Genomic DNA, 15685 nt, shown 5'->3' on the forward strand with positions numbered 1-15685 from the left:
CGCCGGAATCCAAGGTCAAGAGTCGACTTCCTGGCATTTTCGGTTATAGTTGTCCGAAAGTTTTCGAAAATCAAAGCGGAGGTTGCGGTGCCGAGTGGTTCCAGCGCCCGACGACGAGCGACGCTGGCAATGGTGGCCGAGGCGGCGGGCGTGTCCCTCCCCACGGCGTCCAAAGTGCTCAACGGCCGCGGTGACGTGGCCTCCTCGACCCGCGCCCGGGTCGAGGAGGCCGCTCGCGAACTCGACTACGTTCCCCCGGTCGGCAGGCGCAGTGTGACCCCCGCGCGAGTCGTGGACCTGGTGTTCGACGACCTGGTGAGCCCCTACTCACTGGAAGTGCTGCGCGGTGTCACCGAGGCGGGCACCGAAGCGGGCGTGGACGTCGTCGTCAACCGCATTCCGACGGACGACGGCGAACGGGCTTCGTCGTCCTCTCCGGACGGATGGGCCAACCGCCTCAAGGCCGCGGGGCGCGAGGGCATCATCATCGTCACCTCGGAGCTGACCGAGGAACAGGTGGACGCCTTCGACCGGGCCGGCCTGCCACTCGTGGTGATCGACCCGCTGAACCTGCCGAGGGTGGACGTCACGAGCGTGGGCGCCACCAACTTCTCCGGCGGACTCTCCGCCACCGAACACCTGCTGTCCCTCGGACACCGCCGGATCGGGTTCGCGGGCGGGCCGGTGCGGGCGGCGTGCGGGCAGGCACGCCTGCACGGCTACCGGGCGGCGCTGGAGAAGGCCGGCGTCCCGCCGGAGGCGGAACTGGCCCTGCACGGCGCCTTCAGCTACCCCGCCGGACTGGAGATGGGCAGCCGCCTGCTGGATTCGCCCGAACCACCCACCGCAGTGTTCGCGGCCAGCGACACCACCGCACTCGGCGTGATCGAAGCCGCCCGCCGGCGCGGGCTGCGCGTGCCCGACGACCTCAGCGTGGTCGGCTTCGACGACACCATCCTGGCCACGCTCGCCACACCCGCCCTGACCGTGGTCCGGCAGCCGCTGCTCGACATGGGCCGGGTCGCGCTCCGCACCCTGTTGCGGCTGGCGGCGGGCGAGTCCCTGGATTCCCACCACGTCGAGCTGGCCACGCAGCTCGTCGTGCGCGACTCGACAGCACCTCGACGAGGAGAACGATGACCGACAAGCCCTGGCACGACACGTCGGCCGACCCGGCCCGGCGCGCGCAGGCCCTGCTGGCCGAGATGACGCTGGAGGAGAAAGTCGCACAGCTGGGCAGCGCGTGGCCCGGCAACGAGCAGGTCAGCGGCAACGTCGCCCCCATGCAGGACGTCTTCTCGCAAGGGGCCGCCACGTTCGAGCAACGGCGCGAGCACGGGCTCGGGCACCTCACGCGCGTGTTCGGCACCGCGCCGGTCGACGTGGCCGACGGCACCGCACGGGTCGTGAAGCTTCAGCGGGACATCGTGGACAACACCAGGCTCCGGGTACCCGCGATCGTGCACGAGGAATGTCTGACCGGGTTCACCACCTACGGCGCGACGGTGTACCCGGCGCCGCTGGCGTGGGCGGCCACGTTCGATCCCGAACTCGTGGAGCGGATGGCGGCCGCGATCGGGGCGGACATGCGTGCGGTGGGAGTTCACCAGGGGCTCTCCCCGGTGCTGGACGTCGCGCGTGATCACCGCTGGGGCCGCGTGGAGGAGACCCTCGGCGAGGACCCCTACCTCGTGGGCATGCTCGGCAGCGCCTACGTGCGCGGGCTGCAGAGCGAAGGCGTGATCGCCACGCTGAAACACTTCGCGGGCTACTCCGCCTCGCGGGCAGCACGCAACCACGCGCCGGTGCCGATCGGGCCCCGGGAACTGCGTGACGTCATCCTCCCGCCGTTCGAGATGGCGGTGCGGGACGCGGGCGCGGGCTCGGTGATGAACGCCTACGTCGACCTCGACGGTGTGCCCGCCGCCGCCGACGCCACGCTGCTCACCGGCGTGCTGCGCGACGAGTGGGGGTTCGAGGGCACGGTGGTGTCGGACTACTGGGCGGTCGCCTTCCTCGCGACCATGCACCGGGTGGCCGACGGCGCCGCCGACGCCGGTGCGCTCGCCCTCGCGGCGGGCATCGACGTCGAACTGCCCGACGCCCTGTGCTACGGGGCGGAACTGGTGGAGCGGGTCCGCCGCGGTGAGGTCGACGAGGCGCTGGTCGACCGCGCCGCGATGCGCGTGCTCCGGCAGAAGGCCGAGCTCGGCCTGCTCGACCCCGACTGGACACCGGAGTCGGACGTGGACTCGTCGGTGGACCTGGACGCCGGGGCGCATCGGGAGCTGGCGCGCCGTATCGCCGAGCGGTCGGTCGTGCTGCTGGCCAACGACGGCGTGTTGCCGCTGGCGGCGGAACACCGGCGGATCGCGCTCGTCGGCCCGTGCGCCGACGACCCACTGGCCTTCCTCGGCTGCTACTCCTACCCCAACCACGTGCTGCCGCGCTACCCCGGGCTGGGGCTCGGGATCGAGGTGCCGTCGCTGGTCGAGGCACTGCGCGCCGAACTACCGGACGCCGAGATCACCGCCGTGCCGGGTTGCGGAGTCAACGACGACGACCGGTCGCGGTTCGCCGAGGCCGTCACCGCCGCCGACGGTGCCGACGTGTGTGTGGCCGTCGTGGGTGACCGGGCGGGACTGTTCGGTGAAGGCACCTCCGGCGAGGGTTGCGACGCTCCCGACCTGCGGCTGCCCGGGGTACAGGAGGAGCTGCTGTCCGCGCTGCTCGCCACGGGAACCCCCGTGGTGGTCGTGGTGGTCTCCGGCCGCCCGTACGCGCTCGGAGCCCACGCCGACCACGCCGCCGCCGTCGTGCAGGCGTTCCTGCCCGGCGAGGAGGGCGGCGCCGCACTGGCCTCCATCCTGTCCGGGCGCACGGCACCGTCGGGCCGCCTTCCCGTGCAGGTCCCCCGGCATCCCGGCGGGCAACCGGCGACCTACCTTCATCCGCCGCTGGGCGGCAACAGCCAGGGCATCAGCAACCTCGACCCGACTCCGGCGTTTCCGTTCGGACACGGCCTGTCGTACACGACGTTCGACTACGGCGGCCTCACCGTCAGCGCCGAGCAGGTGCCCACCGACGGGACCCTCGACATCGCCGTCGACGTGCGCAACAGCGGTGAGCGGGCGGGCTCCGAGGTGGTCCAGCTTTACCTCGACGACGTGCAGGCCCAGGTGACCCGGCCGGTCCGGCAACTCGCCGGCTTCGCCCGGGTCGATCTCGCACCGGGCGAGACCGCGCGGGTCACCTTCACCCTGCACGCCGACCGCACGAGCTTCACCGGGCGTGACCTGGGCCGCATCGTGGAGCCGGGCCGGATCGACGTCCACGTGGGCCGCTCGGTGGCGGACCTGCCGTGCTCGGCGTCGTTCGAGCTGACCGGCCCGGTCCGGAACGTAGGCCACGACAGGGTGCTCACCACACCGGTGACCGTGACCATCCGGGGGTGAGGTGGTCGTGGTGCGGGCGGGTCCGCTCGCACCACGACTACGCTGGTGGACGCACGCGCCCCGACACTCGACGGTGAGCCTGCCGGGTACGTACGTGTCGCGTTCGGGCGGTCACGGCGAGTTCGTCCCCTCACCTCTCACCACTCCACTGTGGTGTAACTCTCGCACTCACCTGACCACCGTGTGAGACGACTTTTCGGACCCCCGTCGTTGCCACACCCTGGAATCGCCACGCACGCGGCACAACCCCGAGGCGCGTGCGGGAGTAGTTCCAGGAAGGTGACATGGCAGACACACACAGCAGCGACAACGCGGGTGACGCCGAGATCCGGCTGCCCGAACGGCCCCGGCGATCGAAGGGGCCGTTCATCGCACTCGGTGTCGTGCTGGTCGCCGCGCTGGTGGCGATCACGGTCGTTCTCACGGGCGGCGAAGACGGCGAGGAGAGCGGGGGCACCGGGAACGTGACGGTGCGCATCGGCACCACCGAGGCCGGGTCCGACTACTGGAAGGCGTTCCGGCGGCTCGCCGCGGACGAGGGCATCACGATCGAGACGGTCAACTTCAGCGACTACAACCAGCCGAACCCGGCGCTGTCGCAGGGGCAGACCGATCTGAACCTGTTCCAGCACGTGTTGTTCCTCGCCAACTACAACGTCTCCAACGAGGACACCCTGACGCCGGTCGGCTCCACCTACGTGGTGCCGCTGTCGCTGTACTCGCGCAAGCACACCGCCGTGGAGCAGATCCCCGAGGGTGGCACGGTGGCGATCCCGAAGGACCCCACCAACCAGGCCAGGGCCCTGCTGGTGCTCCAGGAAGCCGGACTGATCAGCCTCAGGAACGGCGGCACCGTGCTGTCCACACCCGCCGAGATCGACGAGGGCGCGTCGAAGGTCGAGGTGACCCCAGTGGACGCCGCGCAGACCGTGGCCGTGCTGGACTCGGTGGACGCCTCCATCGTGAACAACGGTTTCGCCATGGACGCCGGTCTCGACCCGAGCAAGGCGCTGTTCTCCGACGACCCGCGCAGCGACGCCGCCGAGCCCTACATCAACATCGTCGCGGCGCGCGCCGAGGACAAGGACGACCCGACCTACCGACGGATCGTCGAGCTGTTCCACCACCCGGAGGTCCAGGATGCCCTGAGGACCGAGTCGCGGGGCACGTCCGTGCCCGTGCAGCGCTCGCAGCAGGAGCTGGAGACCGTCCTCGCCGAGCTGTCGGACACCGTGCGGGCGGCGAAGCAATGACCGATCGGCCCCTGATCGAGCTGCGGAACGTCACCAAGGCTTTCCACACGGCGGGCCGAGGGACGATCACCGCGCTCGACGGCATCGATCTCACCGTGGACGCCGGGGACGTGTTCGCGATCATCGGCTACTCGGGCGCGGGCAAGAGCACCCTCGTGCGGCTGGTCAACGCGCTGGAACACGTCACGAGCGGGCAGGTGATCGTCGACGGCACGGACCTCACCACCCTAGGCGAGCGCAGGCTTCGCGAGGTGCGGCGCGGCATCGGCATGATCTTCCAGCAGTTCAACCTGCTGCGCTCGCGGACGGTGTTCGGCAACGTCGCCTACCCGTTGAAGATCGCCGGCTGGTCGAAACCCGAGATCGAGAAACGCGTGGCGGAGCTGCTGAAGTTCGTGGGCATCCTCGACCGCGCGTGGCACTACCCGGACCAGCTGTCGGGCGGGCAGAAGCAGCGCGTCGGCATCGCCAGGGCGCTCGCCACCAACCCGAAGATCCTGCTGGCCGACGAGTCCACGAGCGCACTCGACCCGGAGACCACGGCCGACGTGCTGCGCCTGCTGAAGCGGGTGAACACCGAACTCGGCGTCACGATCATGGTGATCACGCACGAGATGGAGGTCGTCCGCGAGATCGCCGACCGGGTCGCCGTGCTCGACTCCGGCCGGATCATCGAGCAGGGCGACGTGCTCGACGTCTTCGCCGACCCGAAGCACGAGACCACCCGCCGGTTCGTGGAGACGGTGCTGCGGGACCAGCCACGGGGCGCGAACCTGGAACGCATCCGCACCCGGCACCCGGGACGGCTCGTCACCGCCCGCGTGCGGGACGACCGCAACATCGGCGCGGTCCTGTCGAGCGCGCAGGCCCGCCACGACGTGAGCTTCGAGATCGTCTACGGCGGCATCAAGGAGCTGGGGGGCCAGTCGTTCGGTGGTCTGACGCTGGAACTGATCGGTGAGGACACCGGAGTGGACGCGTTGATCGCCGAACTGCGGGAGGTCACCGAGGTGCAGGAGGTGAAGCTGTGAACACCGACTGGGAGACACTCGGCCCGGTGCTGTGGGACTCCATCGGCGAGACCCTCTGGATGGTGGCCGCCACGCTCGTCGTGGGCGGTGTCCTCGGGCTGCTTCTCGGCATCCTGCTCTACACCACCCGCCCCGGTGGTCTGTGGGCGAACCGCGTCGTGCACACGGTGCTCAACGTCGCGGTGAACATCATCAGGCCGATCCCGTTCATCATCTTCATCACGGCGATCGGACCGCTCACCATCAAGGTCGTGGGCACCCAGCTCGGCACGGCCGCGGCGACGTTCGCGCTCATCGTCGCCGCCACGTTCGGCATCTCCCGCATCGTGGAGCAGAACCTGGTCACGATCGACCCGGGCGTGATCGAGGCGGCCCGCGCGATGGGCGCCAGCCCACTGCGCATCATCACCACGTTGCTGGTGCCGGAGGCCCTGGGACCGTTGATCCTCGGCTACACGTTCGTCTTCGTCGCGGTGGTCGACATGACGGCGGTCGCGGGCGCGGTCGGCGGTGGCGGGCTCGGCGACTTCGCGATCACCTACGGCTACCAGCAGTTCGACTGGGCTGTCACGGCCGTCGCCGTGGTGCTGATGATCGTCCTGGTGCAGGCGGTGCAGTTCCTGGGCAACTGGCTGGCCCGCAAGGCACTGCGACACTGACGGCCCGGCGGTCCCACGGCACGGCCAGGCGCTGTGGCGCTGCCGTGGGACCGCCGCAGGCCCTCAAAGCCGTCAGAGCGAACGGGGCACTGCACGGTCACCACCCGTGGTCATCGCTCCCCCGATCCTCCTCCGAGGGATCGCCCTCGTCGCGTGCCGTCAGCTGCGAGCCGGACCGGGGACCTGAGCGGCGAACCAACCGGGGACCTCCTCGGCCGCCCGCGGGTAGCGCTCCAAGTCGAGCGCGAACTCCCCCGCGGGCGGAGGCTGCGGCAGCGGCGGAGGATCAGTCCGGTTGTACCGCACGGAGTACATCGCAGGCGGATCGATGATCAGCTCCATCGAGTACCAGGTCCCCCGTCCCGGCATGTACATGCCGTGCCGAAGCTCGTGGAACAACGGCGCCACCGTGGTGGGTGGCTCCCACTGCTGGATCGAACCATCGCTCACCATCACACCCGAGGCCACACTGACATAGCGACCGATGTTCACGTAGTCCATCACCAGCCGCTGCCACCCCTCTGGCAACCCGGCAACGAGCCCTGCGGTGATGCGCTCCACCAACTCGTTCTGTTCCACAGGATTCAACGGCACAGCCGACATCATCGAATGGTGTCCTTTTCCAGGCTCGTTCCTCGTCACTGTTCCGGTTGCCGCCCGTCGAGCAACCGGGAGGTACGCACGGCGACGGCCGGTCTTGCAGTGCGGTGGCCCGCTTCGGCCACCTGTCAACTCTCCTGCCTGGTGACCAGCTCCACGGCCCGCTGACGCGCGTCCTCCCCCACGTCCGGCACCGCGTAGTCACGGCGCCGGATGTGGGCCAGCAACTCGGGATCCGGCGCCACATCGTGCTCCCGCAGGTAGTACGCCACCGCGCCCGGCCACACCCACGCCCCATCCGTGCGGAACGTCAACGGCACCGACGGCGGCCGACCCCGATCGAACGCGTCGGTGTCGTAGCTCCGCGCCGCCAGCACCACCGGAGCCCCACCGAGGTAGTCGAGCACCCGATCCTTCTCCGCCGGGTCCAACGGCGGTCGGTTCACCACCGGCCGACCGTCCCCACCGAGCCCGTCAAAGACCTTCGACAAACGCAACTCGCCGAATTCGCCGGTCCCAGCCGCAGGTGCCTGCGCGAGCGGCACCGTGGACGGCCGCCCTCGCTGTTCGGGCCCGATGGTGGAACCCAGCTCGGCACGCTGACGCAGCCACGCGGGAAGGTGGGCGTCGTCGCGCGGGTGCATCCGCAGCTCGTCCTGGAAACCGAGGGGAGGCGGAGTCCGCCGCCAGCGGGGTTGAGCGTGATGAACGAAATCGGCATGTGTGGTCCCCGGCGGGTCGACGGTCAACATCGCGCTCAGCCAGGTACCGCGCCCCGGCTCGTACATCCCGGTGCGTAGCTGCCCGAGCAGGCTCACGACCTCGGCCGGAGGACGCATGGGCACCGGCGAGCCGTCCGCGCCGAACACCGTCACATCGACTTCCACGTGTTTGCCGACGCTGCGGTACTCGCTCAGCAACTGGGTCCACCCGGTCGGAGCGACACCGGCGAGCAGCGCCCCGATCCGATTCACCAGCTCCTCCCGTTGCCGGTCGTTCAGCGGCCCCACTGGGTACGTCATGACCATGTCACTCCTGTCGCAATCACGACCGCGGCGAGGGCGGCAGAGTGGGGCGGGGAGTTTTCTCGAGCACGCCCTCGCTCGGCAGGTTCACCACCGACCGGGGGATGACGCTGCCGCCTCGGAAACGCGGGGTTTGCCCGGACGGCGCGGGTACACGTAGCCGATCGGGCCCAGCCGTCACTCGGTGCTCTCCCCGTCCACGCTCGACGGGCGAGTGGTCGCCTGTGGGATCTCCTCGAGAGCCCCTGATGAAAGCAGGTCACCCACCGACCGCTCGAGCACGTACGCGGTGCCCCCTCCGGCCTGGTCGTGCCATGGCACAACCTGCCCCATGACCGCGCGGATCGAACGCAAGACCCGGTAGACGTGGTACTCACGGTGCACCTCGTCGGCGGGCTGCGACCGATGGGTGAACTCGGTGCGCGCCGCGAACACGGTGTTGCCTGCAGGGTCGCCGTAACGGTCGAGCTCGGTACCCGGCGACACAGTCACCAGCCGCTTCCCGCCGTAGTAGTTCAGTCCCCGATCACCACCCACCGGCTGGATCGGCCATTCCTCGGTCGCACGCCTCGCGTCCAGCGGTAGTTCGTCGCGGAAGGCATCGCGGCGCAGGGACAGGTGTCCGACGAAGTATCGTGCGGCCTGTTCGGCTGTGGCGAACTCCGCCCTTGCCAGCTGTTGCTCCCCCAGAGCCAGGAACACAGCCCATCGCGAGTCCTCGCGCACCAGGCACCAGGCACCGTCCGCGACTTCGCCGACACGGTAGGACCGCGGGTCCACCTCGAGTTCCGCCGCCACGCTCTCGGCCCGGCGTAGCGCTTCCTCGGGGTTCAAGCCGTCCTCGAGAGTCGCGAGCACGGGCCTGCTGAGCCTGGCCGCGAACCAGTCCGGCACCATGCCCTCGTCTCGCGGATACCGCGTCAGTTCTCGGGTGAACGCGCCGGGTGGTGGCTCACCGTCCCAGTCGGGTTCATCGTCCCACCGGTACCGGACCTCGATCCGCCCGTCGAGCGCGACCGTTCCGGACAGCTCGAACCAGGTCCCGCGCCCCTCCTGGTACATCAGCTGCCGCAGCCGTGCCAGGTACTGGGCGACATCGGCGGGCGGCGTCCACAGATAGAGGTTGCCGTCGGTCACGCGCCGCAACATCACCACCAGTTCGGTGTGGTCGCCGAGCGCGCGGTAGGTCAAGAACGCCCCGGCCCAGTCGGTCGGCGCGAAATGAGCCACCAGGGCACCCACCCCACCGAGCACTTTGTCTTCGCCGGCCCTGCTCAAAGCTGAGGTCGGGAGCCTTACGTCACCCGTCATCGAGTCCCATCCCCCTCGTCCGCCTCAGCCAGTCTCATCCTGAGCCACTCGGGCATATGGTCGCCGTCCCGAGGGAAGGCTTCGAGATCCGCCCGCCAACTCGATGCGGGAACATCCGGCTCCCACAACGGGTCCCAGTCCAGGTTGTAGGTCAGGTTCATCCGTCCGGGAGGTTCGAGCGTCCATCGTGCCGAGAACCACGTTCCCCTACCCTCGCGGTACATCTCCTCCCTGAGCTGCAACACCGGTTCGAGGATCGCCTCGGGCAGTGGCACCGCAGGCGAGCTCCCATCGGCCAGCAACACCGTGAGTGCGAGGTCGTGTGCATCGGAGACGACCTTGCACCTGAAGTCGATCCGCAGCCAACCACCGTCGACGGCATCGAGCAACATGAACCCGATCCGGCGGTCCAGGGCCTCTCCTGGCTCCTCGCTTGCAGTCACGTCATCGATTCCTTCGTCCGCATCGTCTCCGACTTTCCTGCGTCACGGCACACTCTGCGCACTGGCCGGATCGTTCGGGAAGCTCCGGATGCGCACGGTCCGCACCCCGCCGACTTCCTCGATCCATCGTACTTGCAGCTCGTGTGGCACCCGGCTGCCGTCTCGCAGGGCGAAGACCTCCATTCGCTCGATCGACGTGTCGTCTCTTTGCAGAAAGCGGATCAGATCGTCCTCAAAGGATCGCCAGTGCATGCCGTCGAGATCGAGTTGGGCGTTCTGGACCCGCCACTGGGCGACCATATTGATCAACTCTCCCGGGCCGCTCAGCTGGTTGGCGTACATGTGGCCGCCGTCGTACTTGTTCCGCATGCGCCCGGTGTCAGTGCCGTCGGCCTTGATCCACTTCTCCTTGCCGTCGATGCCACCCGCCGTCTTCTGCGCCGTTTCGTCCTGGCGGACGAGATCGTCCTTCTTCACCACTTCCACGTCGTGGGTCGACCCCGCGACCGTGTCGGTCCGGTAACTCCTGACACCATGAGTCGGCGTCACCTCCGGCCCTGTCTCGTACACATACCGGCCGCCGTCGACGTTGTAGACGACGCGAGGCGCGGGCTTGTTCAGGTCCGGGTGATGCGGCTGGTAGGTCTCCGCGACCGCGATCTGTCCGTTCGAGTCCGTCCAGTACACCGCACGAACCTTGGTGACGGTGCCGTCGCGGTCCTCGTAGTCGCTGTGGACGACATACTGCCGGTTGGGTTCGAGCGTCCGCCCGTCGAAGAAGGATTCCTTCTGACTGAGCGTGACGTCCTCGCGCACCGCGTTGTCGAACAGGTCGCGTTCGTGGTCGGGCAGGTTCACGTCGCTGGGCGGCGAGTCCGGGTCGAACCGCTGGCGGAGCCGGACCTCCGGGTTGCGCACCGAGGCGTCCTCCGCGAGCCGGTGAAGGCCCGCGAAGTCCGGGTTGGTGCGCATGAGACGGCCCGAATCGACATCCGCCCAGCGCACTCTCCCCTCGCCGTCGGTGTAGAACCGGCCGCGGTAAACGCCTTGCGAGTCGTGCACCTCGTACTCGCGGTGCGGTTCGAGGTCTTTACGTGTCACGAACGGCTGGCCTGGCCTCGGAGGCTTCGGCGGCCCCGGCGGGATGGCGACCCGGTTCTCGTCCGGGTAGTCGGGCCGCTCGAACGTGACGGCGGGTTCCGGCATGCCGTCGGCGTCCGTGTGGAAGACCTGGTGCTGCCCTTCGATCTCCACCCGCAACGTCGTGTTCGGCGGCGGATGCGCCACGTCAGGATTCGGTTTGTAGTCGTCGTTCGGGCTTCCGTCCCGGTTCCTCGGAGGCACGTTGTCCACGGACGTGTCGATGTGCGTGACCCGACCCCGGTCGTCGGTGTGGTAGGTGCCGCGCAGAGTGCCGTCGTCGTTGCGCACCTCGTACGAGGTGTTCGCTTCCAGCTGCCGGTCCCCGGGGAACGACTCGTCGCGCCTCGGTGGCCGAATCCCGTTCGCCTCCCCGTGAGCGATCCGGTCCGGCCGGTTGTTCGTTGGCGGCTCGAAATCCCGCACGGCCTGCGGAGTCTCCCGCCGCCTTCTGCTGTACTCGGGATCGCGAAGCTGCGCCTCCTGTACACGTGACTTCGGGTTGCGGTTGGGGTGATCGCTGTCCGGGTCAGCGGGCTGGTCCGGACTCGGTCGCCGGTTCGGTGCGTCAGGATCAGGGGGACCGTCGCCGCTTCCTCGTGCGCGCGAGGTGTCGGTGGACACGTCACCCTTGTGCGCGTCCGCGGTGTCCGGGGTGAAGCCGTCGTCACTCGCACGGGTCGTGGAGCCGTCGGGGCTGTGCGTCGACCACTCGCCGTTCGGTGGGATCTTCGGGCGGGGCTTGCCGTCCGGGCCGATCTCGTAGTCGGAACTGAAGACGTTGCCGTTCGAGTCGGTCCACGCGGGCTTGTTCGGCGCCAGGACCTCGGTGTCCAGCTCCCGCGACAGGCGCTGCGCGAAGTCGTTCGAGCTCGCGTCGCAGCCGATGAGCCGGATCGGACGGCCAGCGACATCACCGTAGTCGCCGTTGCGGCGCAGGATCTCGGCGAACTCCTCCGGAGAGTACTCCCGGTTGCCGATACGGGCTTTGCCCTCCGGCGTGACGTGCACGTCCACGGTGTAACGGCCGTCCGGATCGGGTTTGACCCGATGCGGCAGGTCGCCCATCTCCGGGTCGCCACGGTGGAACGACGTGCCCGCCGGGGTGCGTTCGGCGTGCCGCTGGTTGACCTGCTCGGGGGTCGGCCGGTCGTCGTTGCCGTGCGGATCGCGGTCGTCCGGCTTCTCGCTCCGATCGCCGTCGCGGTCGTGAGGATCGCGGTTGTCGGGGTTGCGGTCGTGCCGGTCGCCATGACGCGGGTCGTGGTCGTCCGGCCGGGAGTCGTGGTCCCGCGGTCCGCCGTCCCGGCCGTCGTGGTCCGGGCGTCGGTACGGAGGCTGGCCACTGTCACCGCTGCTCCGGTCCGGGGCGAGGCCGTGCGACGGCCGTTGCGGCGGGACGCCGGCGTCGGGGCGCCCTGGCGGGTTCGCTCCCGGCTGGTTCGGGCGCGGTGCGTGCGGGCCCCGCGGCGCGTGCGGCTGTTGGGGCCCCGGACCGTGCGCAGGGGGGTGGGTGTGCGGGCCCGGTCCCGCATCCGGCGACGGCCCGAAAGGCCGGCCGTCCGGCTGCACGTGCGGCGGGTTCGCCGGTCCGGGCTGCGAGGTGAAGCCCCTCGGCGCGTGCGGTGGCGTGGGTGCGTGTGCCGACGGGGTCGGCCGCGGCCCCCGCACGTGGGTTTCCGGCGCGGGCCCCGGCCGGTGTGGGCCGGGCTGCGGGTGGTGTCCCTGAGGGCGCGTCGGCGGCCGGTGGGGCGGGCCGTCGGGACCCGGCCGGGTCGGCGGAACATCGGCGTGCGGCCTCGCCCCCGGGCTGCCGGGAGTGCCGGTCCAGTCTCGCGGGGAACCGCCGCGACCGCCGGGTGCGCTGCTCGGTGAGTTCCCTCCCGGAGAACCGTGGTGGGCCGGACCGCCCGCCATCGGCTGCGGAGAGTTCTGTGTGGACGGCCCGGCGTCCGGACCACGTTGCGGCGTCGGGGAAAAGCCGTCCGTCCTCGGCGCCGCCGGGGTCGACGACGGGGAGGACGGCGACGTGGCCAGCCCACTCGTCGTGGTGCTGTCGGTGTGATGTGCCCCGCTCGGCCGGGGCCCTCCCGGGTCCGCGTGCGCAGGACCGGGCGACTGGTGGCTCGGCGTGTGCGGTGCGTTCGGGGAACCGGGAGAGTTGTGCGGTGAGGACGAAGGACTGTCCGCGCGAGGCGGCGCCCCCGGGTCCGAACCGCCAGGGCTGCTTGGCGTCGAGTGGCCCGGCGTGGACGGAGCCGGTCGATCGCCCGACGGCGAGTTCGGAGCCGACGTGTCGGGTGACGGAGTGGACGACGTCGGGTGAGAGGGTGTCGGATGGGATGCCGCCGGGCTCGCCGCCGGTCCGGACGTGTCGGGCGACGGCTGCGAGGAATACGGGTTCTGTGTGGTCGATGTGCTCTGATAGTCGCTCGTCGGACGGCCGCCCGCGTTCGCGGAGTCGTTCGCTCCTACCGTGTTCGGTGTGTCGCTGCGCAGTGTGCTCGGTGAGCCGCCGTCACCGCCGCGCCCACCCGGCGAGCCCGGTGAGGTCGCGGGGGAACCGGAGTCACCGGTGTTGCCGCGCGGCGACTCCGACGTCGAGTCGTCACCACCACGGTCGGAACCCGGACGTGACGAGTCCGGCGCACTGCCGCCACCATCCGACGTAGCCCCCGGGCTTGAGCCGCCATCCGAACCACGGTCCCCTGAACCGCCCTCCGCGCCGTCGCTCTGCGAACCACCGTTTCCACCGGAAGTTCGGTCGCTTCGAGGACTGTTGCCGCTCGGATTCGCGTCCCCGCCGGAACCGGAATCACCGCCCGACCCGTCGCCGCCGTCCGAATCAGACCCACCGGATCCCGAGCCACCGTCCGAACCGGAACCGCCGTTCGAGCCGGATCCACCCGAGCCGCTGCCGTTGCCACCGAGGTCGGGACCGTCACCGCCGCGGCCGAGCCGCTGGACGAACCCGCCGTCGATGATGTTCTTCGTGTCGATGACGTCCAGGCCGGTGACCTTGCCCATGATCTTGCCGCACACCTTCATGATGGAACCGAAGACGTCGGCGAGTTTGCCCAGCAGCGGCGAGACCCTGCGGATGCTCTCGGTGAGCTTCTTGAGCAGGTCGGCGATCTTGGTCGCCCACTTCGCGATCGCCGTGACGGCCTGCGCCACCACGACCGGCGTGCCGAACCCCAGCGTGCACACCGTCTCCAGCACCCAGGAGATGAGCTTGCCGACCAGGTCGGCGATGAGGTCACGCACCGTCTCCCTGACGAACGCCACGACCTCACCGAAGATCATCACCACGGTGCTGATGGCCCCGGCGGTGGTGGCCGCGCCCGCGATGGTCTCCTCCTGCTCCTTGCAGGAGGCGCGGTAGGCGTCGGCGGCCTCGCCCGTCCACCCGGTGGTGCCGTTCTTCACCGCGTTGGCGAAGGTGACCTGGGTTTCCTCCAGATGTTTGGCAACGTTGGCCCACGTCTCGGAGTACGACTGGATCACCGGCGGGTCGCCGCAGACCGAGTCGAGCATGTCCTTCAGCGGCTGGACGTGCTCCATCAGAAACGACGCCACCGACGACATCAACCAACCGAACGGATCGATCGCGGCGGCGGCGCCCTCGGCGGCGAGCCCGAGCACACCGAGCCCACCCTCGATCCAGTTGCCCTCCTGGATCCCGTTGAACGCGTCGATGGCCGATTCGGCGACACCGATGCCCGTCGCCCACCCGTGGTCGCCGTTGCCCGAGGTCAGCGGGCCGGGACCGGCACCGTCCTGCGGCGCCTCCGCGACGAGTGGGTTCCCCTCAGGCATCGGTACCTCGCATCGCGTCGCGGTAGCCCTCGTCCGCCGCCTGGTACCGCTGCGCGGCCGAGCGCACCTTGTCGGCCGTGGCCTGCATCGCCTTGACGGAGTCGCGCAGCGCGTCGATGCCGTACTGCTCCACCGGGTCGAGCAGCATCCGGAACGGTTGGCAGAGGATGCCGTACGCGTCGGTGGGCATGCTGACCTGCTGCGCGGCCTCCAGAGCCTGCGTCAGCTGGTCGGCGACCCCGTCGAGCTGCGTCGCATGTGCTTCGAGATCCGCGCCGACCTCGAACCCGCCCTCTGGCATCGAAACCCCCAGTCGAATGATGTGGATCAGGAAAGGATGGAGCGGCCGCCGAAATCGTCGTCGTCCTCGGGTGGGCGGCGGCGAGTGGTCGGCCGCGGCGGAGGCGGCGTGGCCGGTCGCGCCGGAGGTGCCTGCGGTGGGGTGTCGTCCTCCTGGGGACCGAACCTCAGTTCGTGGTCGTCGGGCTGCGGGTGGTCGTCAGCGGGCGGTTCGGGGAACGTCTTCCTGGCCTCCTCGAAGACCTTCGCCGCGGTCTGGTCCTCGGTGCCGACGGTCTCGGCCATCGCCTGCTGGAGGAGTTCGGGGATGCGGGCCTGCGCGGCCTGCACAGTCCGCATGATCTGAGCCGACAGCTCTGCCATGCGCTTGCTCTGCGCGCTGTCGGCGATGGTCAGACCGGTGAGCAGTCCCTTGGAGTCGACGGTCACCTCGACGGTGTTGTCGGGCGAGCGTTCGGTGACCGAGATCTCCTGCACGCGCGCCGCCATCGCCTGGTAGCGCTGCGCCTGCTCCTGAACCCGCCGGGTCCAGTTGTCGATCATGCGGTCACTGGCGTCCACGCCGTCGGTCATGACACGTCCTTCCCCATCGACCTGGTCGCACCGGTGTTCGACGCATGGGCCCCCACATCGGTTCCCATGCCGACCG

Annotated in this window: 12 protein-coding genes; 5 read left to right on the forward strand and 7 right to left on the reverse strand. The window is 69.8% G+C overall.

Features of this window, described 5'->3' with window-relative positions; genetic code table 11:
• Positions 1-87 precede the first annotated feature (87 nt).
• The 5 genes from SACCYDRAFT_RS15365 to SACCYDRAFT_RS15385 all read left to right on the forward strand — a co-directional run bounded on the left by SACCYDRAFT_RS15365 (position 88) and on the right by SACCYDRAFT_RS15385 (position 6398).
• The gene (locus SACCYDRAFT_RS15365) at positions 88-1140 is read left to right on the forward strand and encodes a LacI family DNA-binding transcriptional regulator (RefSeq protein ID WP_005457462.1); all 1053 of its coding nucleotides are present in this window, start codon (positions 88-90) and stop codon (positions 1138-1140) included.
• Positions 1137-3455 carry a beta-xylosidase/alpha-l-arabinosidase gene (locus SACCYDRAFT_RS15370; protein ID WP_005457463.1) on the forward strand — a complete coding sequence of 773 codons (2319 nt, stop codon included), beginning with the start codon at positions 1137-1139 and terminating at the stop codon, positions 3453-3455. The genes SACCYDRAFT_RS15365 and SACCYDRAFT_RS15370 overlap by 4 nt, the downstream gene beginning before the upstream one ends.
• Before the next feature lie 284 nt (positions 3456-3739).
• Complete coding sequence (locus SACCYDRAFT_RS15375) at positions 3740-4708, forward strand: MetQ/NlpA family ABC transporter substrate-binding protein (RefSeq protein ID WP_005457464.1); 969 nt, start codon at positions 3740-3742, stop codon at positions 4706-4708.
• Complete coding sequence (locus tag SACCYDRAFT_RS15380; protein ID WP_005457465.1) at positions 4705-5739, forward strand: methionine ABC transporter ATP-binding protein; 1035 nt, start codon at positions 4705-4707, stop codon at positions 5737-5739. Before SACCYDRAFT_RS15375 ends, SACCYDRAFT_RS15380 begins: the two co-directional genes overlap by 4 nt.
• Positions 5736-6398 (forward strand): methionine ABC transporter permease, encoded by a 663-nt coding sequence (locus SACCYDRAFT_RS15385; protein WP_005457466.1) that lies wholly within the window; start codon positions 5736-5738, stop codon positions 6396-6398. The genes SACCYDRAFT_RS15380 and SACCYDRAFT_RS15385 overlap by 4 nt, the downstream gene beginning before the upstream one ends.
• A gap of 159 nt (positions 6399-6557) precedes the next feature.
• Here SACCYDRAFT_RS15385 and SACCYDRAFT_RS15390 read toward each other — a convergent pair whose 3' ends face one another.
• From SACCYDRAFT_RS15390 to SACCYDRAFT_RS15420, 7 genes are all read right to left on the reverse strand, one after another.
• On the reverse strand, positions 6558-6992 hold the full coding sequence (locus tag SACCYDRAFT_RS15390) for a hypothetical protein (protein ID WP_157606517.1): 435 nt from the start codon (positions 6990-6992) through the stop codon (positions 6558-6560).
• A 134-nt stretch (positions 6993-7126) separates the two neighbouring features.
• Positions 7127-8020, reverse strand: coding sequence for a hypothetical protein (locus SACCYDRAFT_RS15395; protein WP_005457470.1), 894 nt, complete (start codon positions 8018-8020; stop codon positions 7127-7129).
• Between the two features lie 180 nt (positions 8021-8200).
• Complete coding sequence (locus tag SACCYDRAFT_RS15400; protein WP_232283688.1) at positions 8201-9253, reverse strand: TNT domain-containing protein; 1053 nt, start codon at positions 9251-9253, stop codon at positions 8201-8203.
• 77 nt (positions 9254-9330) lie between these two features.
• Positions 9331-9777, reverse strand: coding sequence for a hypothetical protein (locus tag SACCYDRAFT_RS15405; RefSeq protein ID WP_005457474.1), 447 nt, complete (start codon positions 9775-9777; stop codon positions 9331-9333).
• Between the two features lie 42 nt (positions 9778-9819).
• Complete coding sequence (locus SACCYDRAFT_RS15410) at positions 9820-14736, reverse strand: DNA/RNA non-specific endonuclease (protein ID WP_005457475.1); 4917 nt, start codon at positions 14734-14736, stop codon at positions 9820-9822.
• Positions 14729-15037 carry a type VII secretion target gene (locus SACCYDRAFT_RS15415; protein WP_005457476.1) on the reverse strand — a complete coding sequence of 103 codons (309 nt, stop codon included), beginning with the start codon at positions 15035-15037 and terminating at the stop codon, positions 14729-14731. Before SACCYDRAFT_RS15415 ends, SACCYDRAFT_RS15410 begins: the two co-directional genes overlap by 8 nt.
• A gap of 26 nt (positions 15038-15063) precedes the next feature.
• Positions 15064-15609 (reverse strand): YbaB/EbfC family nucleoid-associated protein, encoded by a 546-nt coding sequence (locus SACCYDRAFT_RS15420; protein ID WP_005457477.1) that lies wholly within the window; start codon positions 15607-15609, stop codon positions 15064-15066.
• Positions 15610-15685: the final 76 nt, after the last annotated feature.

The sequence above is a fragment of the Saccharomonospora cyanea NA-134 genome, assembly GCF_000244975.1.
Lineage (GTDB): Bacteria > Actinomycetota > Actinomycetes > Mycobacteriales > Pseudonocardiaceae > Saccharomonospora > Saccharomonospora cyanea.

Excerpts from the sequence above, each read along its gene's own strand:
- SACCYDRAFT_RS15370 (WP_005457463.1), top strand. The coding sequence starts at position 1,137 with ATGACCGACAAGCCCTGGCACGACACGTCGGCCGACCCGGCCCGGCGC.
- SACCYDRAFT_RS15375 (WP_005457464.1), top strand. The coding sequence starts at position 3,740 with ATGGCAGACACACACAGCAGCGACAACGCGGGTGACGCCGAGATCCGG.
- SACCYDRAFT_RS15380 (WP_005457465.1), top strand. The coding sequence starts at position 4,705 with ATGACCGATCGGCCCCTGATCGAGCTGCGGAACGTCACCAAGGCTTTC.
- SACCYDRAFT_RS15395 (WP_005457470.1), bottom strand. The coding sequence starts at position 8,020 with ATGACGTACCCAGTGGGGCCGCTGAACGACCGGCAACGGGAGGAGCTG.
- SACCYDRAFT_RS15410 (WP_005457475.1), bottom strand. The coding sequence starts at position 14,736 with ATGCCTGAGGGGAACCCACTCGTCGCGGAGGCGCCGCAGGACGGTGCC.
- SACCYDRAFT_RS15415 (WP_005457476.1), bottom strand. The coding sequence starts at position 15,037 with ATGCCAGAGGGCGGGTTCGAGGTCGGCGCGGATCTCGAAGCACATGCG.
- SACCYDRAFT_RS15420 (WP_005457477.1), bottom strand. The coding sequence starts at position 15,609 with ATGACCGACGGCGTGGACGCCAGTGACCGCATGATCGACAACTGGACC.